The 12,703-nt window shown below is 57.2% G+C and carries 10 protein-coding genes and 1 pseudogene; 4 read left to right on the top strand and 7 right to left on the bottom strand.

Annotation, left to right across the window (positions count from 1 at the left end):
- Nucleotide 1: 1 nt before the first annotated feature.
- Genes AC0L8G_RS15220 through AC0L8G_RS15230 form a run of 3 tightly spaced genes read left to right on the top strand, consistent with a single transcriptional unit; the run spans nucleotide 2 to nucleotide 1,793 of the window.
- The gene (locus AC0L8G_RS15220; RefSeq protein ID WP_473385023.1) at nucleotides 2-571 is read left to right on the top strand and encodes an acyl-CoA dehydrogenase family protein; all 570 of its coding nucleotides are present in this window, start codon (nucleotides 2-4) and stop codon (nucleotides 569-571) included.
- Nucleotides 529-996 carry an acyl-CoA dehydrogenase family protein gene (locus AC0L8G_RS15225; protein ID WP_473388886.1) on the top strand — a complete coding sequence of 156 codons (468 nt, stop codon included), beginning with the start codon at nucleotides 529-531 and terminating at the stop codon, nucleotides 994-996. Before AC0L8G_RS15220 ends, AC0L8G_RS15225 begins: the two co-directional genes overlap by 43 nt.
- Entirely contained in the window at nucleotides 993-1,793 is an 801-nt protein-coding gene (locus tag AC0L8G_RS15230; protein WP_473385024.1) for a crotonase/enoyl-CoA hydratase family protein, read from the top strand. Before AC0L8G_RS15225 ends, AC0L8G_RS15230 begins: the two co-directional genes overlap by 4 nt.
- A gap of 64 nt (nucleotides 1,794-1,857) precedes the next feature.
- Here the strand turns inward: AC0L8G_RS15230 and AC0L8G_RS15235 are convergent, their stop codons facing one another.
- The 3 genes and pseudogenes from AC0L8G_RS15235 to AC0L8G_RS15245 form a co-directional block, all read right to left on the bottom strand.
- Nucleotides 1,858-3,039 (bottom strand): acyl-CoA dehydrogenase family protein, encoded by a 1,182-nt coding sequence (locus tag AC0L8G_RS15235; protein WP_473385025.1) that lies wholly within the window; start codon nucleotides 3,037-3,039, stop codon nucleotides 1,858-1,860.
- Nucleotides 3,039-3,946: pseudogene (locus AC0L8G_RS15240) on the bottom strand (SDR family NAD(P)-dependent oxidoreductase). The gene AC0L8G_RS15235 and the pseudogene AC0L8G_RS15240 overlap by 1 nt, the downstream one beginning before the upstream one ends.
- Nucleotides 3,947-4,263: 317 nt before the next feature.
- The gene (locus tag AC0L8G_RS15245) at nucleotides 4,264-5,844 is read right to left on the bottom strand and encodes an AMP-binding protein (RefSeq protein ID WP_473385026.1); all 1,581 of its coding nucleotides are present in this window, start codon (nucleotides 5,842-5,844) and stop codon (nucleotides 4,264-4,266) included.
- Between the two features lie 383 nt (nucleotides 5,845-6,227).
- On the opposite strand from AC0L8G_RS15245, the gene AC0L8G_RS15250 reads away from it, so the two are divergent.
- Entirely contained in the window at nucleotides 6,228-7,541 is a 1,314-nt protein-coding gene (locus AC0L8G_RS15250; protein ID WP_473385027.1) for an MFS transporter, read from the top strand.
- 163 nt (nucleotides 7,542-7,704) lie between these two features.
- Here the strand turns inward: AC0L8G_RS15250 and AC0L8G_RS15255 are convergent, their stop codons facing one another.
- From AC0L8G_RS15255 to AC0L8G_RS15270, 4 genes are all read right to left on the bottom strand, one after another.
- Nucleotides 7,705-8,919, bottom strand: coding sequence for a CoA transferase (locus AC0L8G_RS15255; protein ID WP_473385028.1), 1,215 nt, complete (start codon nucleotides 8,917-8,919; stop codon nucleotides 7,705-7,707).
- Between the two features lie 110 nt (nucleotides 8,920-9,029).
- Nucleotides 9,030-9,887 carry an HpcH/HpaI aldolase/citrate lyase family protein gene (locus AC0L8G_RS15260; RefSeq protein WP_473385029.1) on the bottom strand — a complete coding sequence of 286 codons (858 nt, stop codon included), beginning with the start codon at nucleotides 9,885-9,887 and terminating at the stop codon, nucleotides 9,030-9,032.
- Nucleotides 9,866-10,675, bottom strand: a complete 810-nt coding sequence (locus AC0L8G_RS15265; RefSeq protein ID WP_473385030.1) for an HTD2 family dehydratase — start codon at nucleotides 10,673-10,675, stop codon at nucleotides 9,866-9,868. Before AC0L8G_RS15265 ends, AC0L8G_RS15260 begins: the two co-directional genes overlap by 22 nt.
- Before the next feature lie 182 nt (nucleotides 10,676-10,857).
- The gene (locus tag AC0L8G_RS15270; protein ID WP_473385031.1) at nucleotides 10,858-12,543 is read right to left on the bottom strand and encodes an acyl-CoA dehydrogenase family protein; all 1,686 of its coding nucleotides are present in this window, start codon (nucleotides 12,541-12,543) and stop codon (nucleotides 10,858-10,860) included.
- Between the last annotated feature and the right edge of the window lie 160 nt (nucleotides 12,544-12,703).

Raw genomic sequence — 12,703 nt, forward strand, 5'->3', positions numbered from 1 at the left:
AATGAACGCAACCCTGCTACTCGATCAGTTCCAACGTCTGCTCGACAACGTCGCGCCCCTGGCGGTCGTCCGTGAATTCGAACAAGGCCGCAACATTGACCATGTTTGGAAGCCGGTCGCCGAAAGCGGGTATCTAGACGCGCTCGTTCCGGAAGACTCCGGCGGGTCCGGATTGACCCTGCGCGACGCGACGCCTCTTCTTGAGGCGCTTGGTCGCCACATCCCACCCGCGCCAATCGCAGACACGATGGCTGCGCGCGCCCTATTGGCGCGCTGCAAGATCCCCGCTCCTTCCGGATGGATCGTGCTCGCAACGGCGAAACAAGGTGAAACCGGCATCGTCCCGTTCGCGCTGACTGCCGACTTCGCCCTGACGGATGACGGCGAAAAGCTCCGACTGACGCCGCTGGCAAGAGACGCGATGGTCGCCGCTGGCGCGCATACAACTCACGCGGCAGTCTTACGATTCGCAAAGAGCGCAGCGATCCTCACTCGCCCATCGGCCGGGATCAGGCCGCTGTCAGCCGTATTGCGGTCAGCCGCTATGGCGGCGCCGCGGCGCGCGCAGTAGAGTTAACGGTTTCATACGCCAATGAACGTGAGCAATTCGGCAAGGCGATCGGCAAGCAGCAAGCGATTCAGCAACAATTGGCGCTAATGGTCGAAAAGGCGGTCGCGATGCACATGGCTGCACAGATCGGTTGTGCTTGCGATTTACTACCCGACATAAGAGCCGCCGCCGTCGCGAAGGGAAGCGTGAGCGCCGCGGTGACCGACATCACGTCGATCGCGCATGCCGTACACGGCGCAATCGGCATCAGCGAAGAGCACGATCTCCAGTTATTTACCCGACGCCTTCATGAATGGCGCATGGCGGACGGGTCAGAAAGCTACTGGTTTTCCCTGCTCGGCAAATTACGACTGACCGCCGATACTCCTTATAGCGCCGAATTCATCCGCAGCCTCCTGCCAGACAATCACGGAGCCGACCTGTGACAGATCTTGTGATCGCCGAACAACGCGGCGCAATCCTCACGCTGACCCTCAATCAACCGGAGCGGCGCAACCCGATCTCCGACCTGCCCATGGTGGACGCACTCTGCACCGCCCTGAAGCAGGCCAACGGCGATTTGGGCGTGCGAACCGTGATCCTGACTGGCGCTGGCAGCGCCTTCTCCTCCGGCGGCGATCTGAAAAAAATGGCGCCCGGGCAAGGTCTGCGCGACGCATTACCTGCTCGCACCCGCGACAATTACCGCGATGGGATCCAACGCCTGCCGACCTTGTTTCAATCGCTTGACGTACCTATTGTAGCAGCAGTCAACGGCCCCGCAATCGGCGCCGGCTGCGATCTCGCATGCATGTGCGACCTGCGCATCGCCGGCGCCAGCGCTAAATTCGCCGAGAGTTTTGTGAAAGTCGGATTGACCCCCGGCGACGGCGGGGCGTGGCTGCTGCCGCGCATTGTCGGATTTTCCAAAGCGTGTGAGATGGCGCTTACCGGCGATACGATCAATGCACAGGAGGCGCTGGCTTGCGGCCTGGTGTCGCGCGTCGCGCCCGACGACGACCTCCTGGCGGCAGCTCTAATGATCGCCGAACGCATCGCCGCCAATCCGCGACATGCAGTCCGCCTCACCAAGCGCCTTTTGCGCGAAGGTCAGACCGCATCGCTCAACGGCCTTCTCGAACTCTCCGCTGCGCTTCAGGCGCTCGCTCACGCCACCTCAGATCATGACGAGGCCGTGGCCGCGTTTCTCGAGCGACGCGAACCGCATTTTCATGGCAATTGACATAACGCCTCAACCACTGTCGGTTCCGCGAGCAATCCTAGATGGCGCATAATGGCCAGGCGATCTAGCCGAGATCGCCGGTCCGAAAACGACGCGTCATTTCCTTGCCGATGATAAGTTGCTGGATCTGCGTTGTGCCTTCGTAAATGCGGAAGGCTCTGACATCGCGGTAGAGCCGCTCGACGGCGCTGTCGCGCATATAGCCGGCGCCGCCATGAATCTGGACGGCGCGGTCGGCTATGCGCCCGACCATTTCCGAGGTGAACATCTTCGCACAACTCGCCTCCAACGAAACCCGTTCGCCCTCGTCCAATCGACGCGCCGCTTCACGCACCATCGCCTCTGCGGCCATGATCTCCGCCTGACTGTCGGCCAGCATGGCCTGTACTAACTGATATTCGCCAATCGGCTTTCCGAACTGCTCGCGTTCACACGCGTAGCGCGTCGCTTCGTGCATGATCCGCTTAGCCTGGCCGACACACATAACTGCAACATTGATCCGGCCGCGGTCCAAAACATTCATCGCTGTCTTAAAACCGCGCCCCTCGACACCGCCCAGCAACGCCGAAACCGGCAGCCTAACATCGTCGAGCATTACATCCGCCGTCAGTGCGCCTGCCTGTCCCATCTTACGGTCGGGCGACCCGATCGTAACGCCCGGACTGTCAGACGGGACCAAAAACGCACTTACGTGGCGATTCCCAGGCAACCGCTCATTGTTGGTGCGTGCAAGCACCGTAATAAGCGACGCCCACGGCGCATTTGTAATGAAACGCTTGCGGCCATTCAGCACATAATGTTCGCCGTCCAGCCGGGCGCTAGTCAGCAGACTTCCAGCATCTGATCCCGAATGTGGTTCGGTCAGTCCGAAACTGGTTATCACCTCTCCGCTGGCGATACGCGGCAGCCATTCCGCTTTCTGCTCTTGCGTGCCCTCATGCACCAAGCCCTGACTCCCGACCCCGAGGTTAATGCCGATGACGCTGCGAAACGCTACCGACGCCCAGCAGAGTTCGAGCACGATCTCCAACTCTTCTGAAGCGCAAAGCCCAAGCCCGCCATACTCGTGCGGAACTGTCAGCCCGAACAACCCCAGGTCACGCATTTCAGCCACGATGACGTCTGGAACACGACAGGTCTCGGCAAGTTCGGCTTCCGCAGGCACCAGCCGTTCGCGCGTGAACCTGCGGACAGTGTCGCGTAACTGCGCAAGGGTCGCGGCATCGAGCCCCGTTGATCCGGACATCAGGCCGGATCCCACCCGAAGACGTCGCTTGAGCGTTGAAGCGGCGCGAAAGAGGGACGGAAAGCCGGCATGAGATCGCTCTTTATCGTGTCCACCGTCCAGCCTGACTCACGCTGCATTGAACGGATTGGCCGCATGTTGTTGAACAGGAAAATTTCGTTCTTGCGAACGCAGAAAATTTGCGCCGATACGTCCTTGGCGTCGTCCGTCATCAGATATGCCGTGAGCGGTGCAATTTTTTGCGGCGTCATCGCCTTCATCCGCTCGACTCTGGCCTTCTCTGCCTCAGTCTCAGTCGGGATCGTGGCGATCAGTCGGCTCCAGGCGAACGGGGCGATGCAGTTAGACCGCACGCCGAACCGCGCCATGTCGAGCGCCACCGATTGCGAGAGGCCGACAATTCCCAGCTTGGCAGCGGAATAGTTCGCCTGCCCGAGATTGCCGATCAGCCCCGAGGTCGACGTGAAGTGCACGTAACTCCCGCCGCCCTGGTCTTTGAAATAGCCCGCTGCGGCTCTGCTGACGTTGAACGCGCCGTGCAGATGGACATCGATTACATCCGACCAGTCGGCATGACTCATTTTATGGAAGATGCGATCACGCAGGATTCCTGCATTGTTGACCACTCCGTGAAGCCCCCGAATTTGGTCACCGCGTCGTCGATGATGCTGGCGGCGCCCTGCGGGTCCGCCACGCTGGCCAGATTGGCGACGGCTTGGCCTCCTATTGCAGCAATTTCGGCCGCCACTTCCTCGGCCGGCCCGGCGTCACCGCCAGCGCCATCAGCCCCACCGCCAAAATCGTTTACGACGACCCGCGCACCCTGCCGCGCGCATTCCAGCGCAATTTCACGGCCGATTCCACGGCCAGCCCCGGTTACGACAACAACCTTACCTTCAAGCAGCATTTACCTCTCCGCCTAATTTCACTTTACGAGTGTTAAGTCAACAATTCGGCCAGCGCAAGGCGGGCGCGCACGCCTGCAATTAATTGAACTGCAATATGTGGTGGTCAGGGCGGTCAGCGTAGATGCGCTGCACAACGCCTTGGCGGTTCGCCAGAACGGCCCGCTGGTTCACATAGCCCTTTTCCGTAATCTCGCCCGCTTTGAAGGATGCGGGCTCTTCAAGCAGAACGGCCCTGCCAATTTGACGTGATGAGCCAAGCCCCCGCGCATTAAATTCGCGCAGTCGCTCGCATATGGTGAGGCGAGCGGCCTTGCTGTCACGGTTTCCTTCCTCGGACAGCCATAGCAGCGCGCCAACGAGATCTCTTGTCGTGTCCAGTGATCACTACGTCCTTAACCAGCGGCTCGCACGCGGCAAGCACCTCAAGACGCAATGGCCCAACAGACACCCACGTTCCGGTCGTCAACTTGAAATCTTCTGCGATGCGCCCATCGAATATCAGCCCCTCGATTGGCCGATCAGGATTCACGAAACGCGCAGCATCACCCATCCGAAAAAAACCTTCCTCATCGAAAGCTTCCCTGGTTCGTTGCGTGTCATCGAAATACGCCGGGGTCACAGTTCTGGACTTGACCCGAACCTCCAGCTTGTCGCCCACCGGCGCCAGCTTGACCGTCGCTCCAGGCAATGGCAGCCCTAGCAGGCCGACCTTCGTAGCGGGCCAATAGACGCCCGTAATCCCATGCACTTCCGTAGAGCCATATGAAGTGATGAACGGGATTCGCCTGCCTGTCGCTGTGACCGCAAGCCGTTGTATTCTGTCATACACATCCTGCGAAAGCGCAGCAGTCCCGTAGATCATCCATTTAAGATTGCGAAAAATCTTTTTAGCGAGGTCAGGCTGCGCCTCAAGCGCCGAGGCCAACATCTCGTATGCAATCGGGGCCGATGATATCTGCATCGGTGAAAGCTCCGCGAGGTTGCGCACCGTCTCACCGAACCGCCCCGGCAATGGCCGGCCATCGTCAAGATAAAGCGTCCCCCCAGCCCAAATATTTTGATTAAACGCCATCCCGGCGCTGAGATGACTCCATGGCATCCAATCGACAGTCAATGGCGGCAGCCGAACGGTCTCGTCTGTTAAAAGCGCGGCGCGAGCGGCGATATAAGCCGTCATCATTCCTTGTGTAATGGTCACCGCCTTCGGCATGCCGGTGGAGCCGGATGTAAAGATATACCGAGCGACCGTATCAGATCCGACCTGCTCCAACGCACGATCAACCTTTTCCGCACCAGCCGCGCTCAGCAGTTCCATCATCGGCGTGTAGCGCTTTCCATCGCCTGAGACGACGAGAACCGTAGGATCTATCGCACGCAATGCTTCGATCGCGCGGGCATAGGTCTCACCGGACTCGACATAAATCAAACCAGGACGAAGAAAATTAAAGCAATGCTCTAGCTTGCCGAAATCACTGGACGAAAGGCTGTAGGCCTCACTCACGGCTGTCGATGGAATTCCGGCGTAGTAGCCGGCAAGCGTCATTAGCGCGTGAAACGGCGAAACGCCTGAGAGAATGAAGATCCCCCGCCCGGGACCAGCGCTTTTTTGAAGAAGCCAATTCGCAACATTTCGGGCGCCGCGCCGCATGTCGCCATAGCTTAAACCGCGCCACTCTCCGCTTGCGTCTCGCTTCATGATGAGCGGACGACCGGGATGCTCGGAGGCGCGCTCTTCCAGCAGATGTGCGACTGATTGAGCCTCGCCCGTCGGGGCGTAGGGACTGCGAAGCAGGAAGCATCCGTCCGCGCGGACCTCCACGTCCACCGCCGGCGCCACGAAGGGAAGGTCCGCGAATAGCGCCTCTTCTGCGTGCTCGGCGACCGATTGTCCGTTCATCCCCTACTCCCAGTTCTTCGTGACATATTGGCGATTCAGCCTGCACGCTAACGTGCAGGGCCAGATAACGCCAGAGTAACTTTATAGTCATAAAGCCATATTGTTGTTATCTGGCTCTTATCCAGCGAACCAGTGCCGTAACAAACGTCGACACAGGCTCAAAACGGCCTGTTTGGCCAACTGGTCAGCAGCCAAGCACACCGCGGATAGCCGCGAATCAAGTCCTTTACGATTGTAAAATTTACTGATACCTGTAATTCACAACAATACGCAAAAAGGCGTAAGAACATAATGGGAGAGGACTTGATCGGCGGCGAGATGAAGGGCGGTCGCGTTGGCGGACCAGCGAGCTTCTCGGCCCGACCGTAAGTCCGGAAACGACAATGAACAAAACGCCCGATTCCGTCCGCGCAGAAGAAATTGAAGCGATCGCAATCCGCAAAGCTTTTAGGAGACTGATTCCCTGGTGCATGGTCTTTTACGTTCTAGCGTATGTGGACCGCATCAATATCGGCTTTGCAGCCTTGACGATGAATCCCGCCCTAGGATTGACCGCCACGACTTACGGAATGGCCGGCACCGCATTTTACATCGCCTATTCGCTATTTGAGGTGCCCAGCAATCTTGGCATGGCGCGATACGGCGCTCGTTTCTGGATCTCTCGGATTATGATCACATGGGGAGTGGCCTCGATTGCGACCATGTTTGCAGCCGGACCATACAGCCTCGCCATCTTGCGGGCACTTGTGGGCGCCGCAGAGGCCGGATTGCTGCCCGGCATAATGCTCTACCTTGGGCAATGGTTTCCACACGCCCACCGAGCCCGCGCCAATGCGTTGTTTTTCATGTCGTTGCCAATCGCCATGCTTATCGGAGCGCCGTTTTCCGGACTGATCTTGCAGATGGACGGGATTCTCGACCTCGCCGGATGGCGCTGGCTGTTTCTTCTGGAAGGATTGCCATCGGTCGTGATGGGGGTCGCAGCCTATTTCATCCTCTTTGACGGTCCAGGCCAAGCTAAATGGCTGTCACCGCAGGAACGAGATGCACTCGCTCAAAGAGTAGAGCATGACTATCGCGCGACTTCGCCAGCCGAAAAAACCAGCGCACATTGGCGCGATTATACAAATCCCGCAATCATACTGCTTGCAATCATTTACTTCTGCCTGATCAACACGACCTCAACGTTCAGTGTCTGGACTCCGTTGATCGTGCAGGACCTCCTGGGCGGGAGTCCGGCAACGTTGCTAGTTAGCGCAGTCAGCGCCGTTCCGCCTTTATTCGCTATCATCGCGATGTTCGTGTGGACGCGCAATGCAGACGGCGCAGATGTTCGGTTTCGGTATGCCATTTGTGCTTTCATGGCTACCGCAGCAGGTTGGGCGGCGATCGCGCTGTTCACCGCACCGTGGCTGCAGCTGGCCGGCCTCGTCATATGCTTCGCAGGAGCCTTTACCGTCATACCTCTGTTCTGGGCCACCGCAGCCGAACTAATCCCACGCCGCAACCATGCAGTCGGGATCGCGCTAATTTCTACGGTTGGCACTTTAGCCGCGATTTTAAGTCCTACGCTGACAGGAGTTTTAAAGGATCTGACTCAAAGCTTCGCGGCCGGAGCATGGTTTGCTACAGTTCTTCTTATAATTGCTATCGGATTGATGATGGCGCTGCGAAGGCGGATTTCAAGCGTCGTTTAAATGCGCGACGACATTCAAAAGCCTTCCAATGATACGAGGGTGACGCCGTGTTTCGCTTTCTGCACTACGCCCATTACAAGCATCAAGATCGTCGGAGATTTTTTTGGCCGCCACATGAGCGCTATTAAAACTCTCTCCAAATTCATCGGAATTGCTCGTGCGCTCATTCCAGACCGGCGCTATCAACGCCAACAATTCCACGATCAACAAGACCGTTGAATTCGCCCGACGATAGCCCCAGTACATCACAAAGAACTTGCTCGCTGTGCTGACCGTTGCGTGGAGCAGGACTTGCAGGCGCCCGCATCTCATCAGCGATCGTCGCGATGGCCCCAGCCGCAGGGTAACTAAACCCGCTTGGATTCTGAGACACTTGTGAAAACAAAGGATTCGCGCCGACCAATTTCCTGTCATGCGCCGCGTCAAGCATGGTGCGATACCGGCTGTAAACGCACCCGGCAGCCGCAAGCGTGCGCTCAAGGTCGCTGCAGGTTCTCTGAGCTATCGCATTGGCGAACACCGGGATAAGCGCGTCGCGATGTTCGTACCGCTTTCCGTCATCAGTCTCAAAAGACACGCCGCGCTCTGTTTCAACTCTGTGCACTTCGCCCTTAAGGTCTAGCGCCTTCAAGAGATTCGCCCATTGTACAGGCGTCACCACGACGATCATCATCCGGATGCCGTCTTGTGTGACAAAGTCACTTCCAAAAAGTCCGTAAACAGTATTCCCGCCACGCTCCCGGTTTGCCTCTCCGTACAAAACCTCTGCAAGATTGCCGAGATTTGACGCCGTCCCGATCGCAATATCCGCGAGCGGTATGATAATTTCGCCGCCCGTTCCCGATAATTCTCGCCGCCGCAGCGCGGACACAAGCGCAAAGGCGGCGTAGGCCCCAGCAAGCAAGTCCCATGCAGGGAGCACATGATTTACTGGCTCTGGGCCTGGTCCCGTCATTTCCGGGAAACCGACTGCGCAATTTACCGTGTAGTCTAGAGCCGGGGCCCCGTCCGGCCACCCTGCTATGCGAACTGTGACGAGATTGTCCCGCTCGGCAGCGATGCGTTCATGCGCAAGGAAGCCGCGAGCCGGAAAATTCGTGAGCAGCGATCCCGCTTGTTGAACGAGGCGCACAAGGACCTCCCGTCCTTCTTGCGACTGCAAATTCAATGCAACGCTTTTTTTTGAGCGATTAAGATTTTCCCAATACAAAGAGTCATTGGAGCGCGTAACTGGCCAGCGACGATAGTCTGGTCCTCCGCCGATCTGATCGACGCGTATCACTTCTGCCCCGAATTGCGCGCAATAAAGACCTGCACTTGGCGCCGCAACAAAAGATGAAGCTTCAACGACTTTAACGTCGTCCAACAAACGGTACATAATACACCTTCCAACAACGAGCTGTCTCAAATCGAGCAGTGCACAAGGGGAACTGTTTCTTTGCGCTAAGCGCCCGCAGCCATGCCGAATACATCTATCTTTCAAAAAGCCTAAAGCGGCTCGCCAAGCAACTTGCTTGCGCGCAAAGCCACCGGCAGGTCGACCATTTTGCCTTCTATCGTAAACGCCGCACGGCCTTTTGCGACAGCTTTTTGCCAAGCGTCGAGGATGCGGCGAGCCTCCCCTATCTCTTCCTGGGTCGGCGAAAACACTTCATTGAATACCGCAGCCTGATCGGGATGAACGGCAAGTCCTCCAGTAACTCCGTAAGCTCGCGCGCGTCGCGCGGCCTCACGCAGCCCGTCGACATCTCCCAGGACAGCGATCGAAGCCGGAACTGCAAACGCCATCAACCCGGCGGTCGCTGCAGCAAGCGCCAATTGCCGCGCAGGAAGGTCGAGGAACTCCGGCGTCGGACGCACGCCGACAGACGCAGAGAAGTCCTCGGATCCAAGCGCCAGCGCCACAACGCGAAGGACCGACGCGACCGAAGCCGCGGCCGCAAGACCGCTCGCGGACTCTATCAACGCAATGAGCTTGATTTCCCCGACAGCGAGCCCACGACGTGCTTCAAACTCACTAATAACGCCCTCAATCACGGCTAACCGCTTTGGGCATTCTACTTTTGGAGCCATGACGGCGTTAATTCCCGGTATGATCGAGGCTTCCAGATCCGCAAATGCATCGATCCAGGAGCTATTGATGCGCACGATAAGCGGCAATTCATCCGGGGCCATTTCAACCAGCTTCGCTACATTTCCACGAGCAACGCTTTTCCGCCCCGGCGACACGCCGTCTTCCAAATCCAGAATGACCGCATCAGCGCCCTTGCGCATTGCTTTCGCCGCGCGCTCGGTATTGTCGGCAGGTGAAAATAATAACGATCTCAATTTTTGGCGTGTCGACATTTGAGCTCCGCCTCCATGGCCGCCGGTTGTCCGGCGGACTGCGCCCACAATAGAGCGCCGTTCTGACAAGGATTGCTGTTGAGCATGAACGCCTCGTTCGCAAAAAGCGGCAACCTCGCACGGAAATTGAATTCTGACACTGCGGCGCCGGGATGCTCGCCAAGGTAGAGATCCATCAACAGGTTGGCGATATAAGGGCCATGCACGACCAGTCCCGGGTAGTGCTCAGCGCTAATCGCGTATTCCCGGTCGTAATGGATCCGATGCGCATTCGACGTTAACGACGAAAACCGGAATAATCGCACAGGATCAGCGACGACTTGGGATTGAATTGCTCCATTCTCAAACTTCACCGCACTGCCCGCAGGAGTTCGAGGCGAACTCGAAGCTTCGCAGTACACAATATCCTGCTCCTCAACGATTTTCGTTTTCGATGCTACAGAGATTTCGTGAAGCACTGTAAGGAGAATCATTGCCCCAGAGCGGCCGGTCTTTTGTTGAATATTCTTGATTGTCGATAATCGACTTATAGCGGCGCCAATCGGAATATCATCGATAATTCGTATGCGGCTGCCCGCCCACATTCTCCGAGGAAGGTCTATCGGCGGAATAAAGCCTCCGCGCAAGGGATGGCCATCAGGCCCGACAAGCGATTGTCGCACCCAAGGCAGGAAAAACAGCCAATGCCCGAGAGGCGGCACCAGTCCGTCACGCCACGGAGGCGCATCATGATCAAGTAAGGCGGCCAGTCGTGACACCTGCGACGCGACGGCCACGTCATCCTCCACGACCTGACGCCCTATCCACGTTGAGATATCTCTCGGTTCATTCATTGAAAATCAGTCTCCAAAAACCGGTTTCGATAGCTCTGATCACAGAGGCCCCTCTCCCCTCATCAGCAACCATAGTGTCGATGCTTGGACGGGTTCGTTAGAAGTTTCCTGAAAGCGCAATCCTGCGCCGGCGGCGATCATGTTGCGATTGCCTCCTCAAAAAGGCTCCTTGCGATAACCTTGAGAGCCAATGTTTCCTCCGCCCCCTCAAATATCGACAGCACTCTGGCGTCAATCCAGTAGCGGCTTACGGCCACTTCCTCCGAGTATCCCATTCCGCCATGAATTTGCATCGCTTCACGAGAGACGATTTCAGCAGATCGACAAGCCAGCAGCTTGACGAGGCTAGCGGCGGCGCCCGATCCGCCGGAATCAAGGTCTCGACCAACGGCAAAAGCAAGATGGCGACAAGCCGTATAAAGACTGGCCATCTTTGCAATCTTGACGCGCGTCAATTGGAAATTGATTAGCGGCGTCCCAAAGACTTTTCTGTCTTGCGCATAGCGCACAGCAGCTTTCAGACTTGCACGCATTACGCCCAGCGCCCTGCCCGCCGTCTGTATTCTGCCGCCCACCATTCCTTTCATCGTCAGATAGAAACCCTGGCCGATCCCCGCCTGCTCACCGATAATGTTTTCGTCCGGAACAAAGAAATTTTCAAACACCAAGTCGAATGAATGCATGCCGCGATAACCGATCGTCGGAATCGACCTTCCTTCAAGTCTGCCTTTGTCCGGCTGAATGTAAGCGAAGGTGTGATCGTCATAGGACGGCTTCTCGACCAGAAAAATACTAAGGCCTTTATGCCCAAGCGAACGATCGGGGTTTGTCCGTGCGACCACCATCAAGAGGCCGGCTTTTCCAGCGAACGTGCACCATGTCTTTGCACCGTTGAGGAGCCAGCCCTTCTCGACCTTCGCAGCTTTCAGCGTCAAATTGGCCACATCCGAACCAAAATCAGGCTCGGTAATGGAAATCGCGCAAAGCGGTTCGCCAGCCGCAATCCGGGGAAGCCACTTGTCTTTTTGCCTCTCGGTTCCGCCCGCGATCAGCGCCCGCGCCAGAATCTCCGGTCTCGTCATCAGACTTCCTGCAGCCGCAAGCGACGCCTCGGATAGCGCTTCGGTTACAGCAATCATCATCGGCGTATTATCTCGCTCGCCAGCGCTTCCGCCATACTGCTCGGGGATCGAAAGGCCGAAGACGCCCATTTCCCGCATCGACTGCAGCAGAGACTCAGGAACGATCTGATCTTTCCTGTGAATCTCCTGGGCTAGGGGCGCAACGACATCTTCACCAAAGCGTCGAAACATGTCCTGCGCCATCATGGTCTGATCATCCAGATCAACTTGGCCGATGTCGACATTCGTTTCTGCGATTTCAGCGCCGAGATCAGCAAGTATATCCGGCATGCAAGCTTCGCTTCGAAGATGCGTCAGCTCACGACTGCAGGCAACCTCACGCAAAACATCCGGAGCAAGACCGAGGCCGAGATAGACGGTCTCGAGCCGCGTCAACAAAGCGCCGTACACATCCGCCAAATATGCTGCAGCGAGTTTGCCATCAACTTTCGCAAGCGTCCTCCAGCTGGCGACAAGCGACCCTCCAGCCGATAGTTCTGCATATGCTGTCGCAAGCTCAAAGGAGACCTGCTGGTGGTTATCCAGCAACTCTGCAGAAATACGCCCTTTCTTCTCGCAACGCCTTGCGGCGGCGCAGATCGCCACATCCAGCAGTTTATGAATTCGGCTTTGTAAGTTTGACGTGGCGGCGAACAACGGGTCGCTTTTATTGTCCGTAATAGTTGCCTTGTATTCGGTCATGAGAGACTCGCGCCTTCGGCATTTAATGAGAATTCGGAAATCGCTTCTCAAGGTGAGAGATAGCGGCGCCAAAAGCATTCGTATTACCAAACCCCGACGGCGCGGCTGGCGTCATGTAACCGTTAGATCGGAATTAGTCCAAGTGTGGCCTAAGGCCGTC

This window comes from Hyphococcus sp. D3-15 (assembly GCF_055809375.1).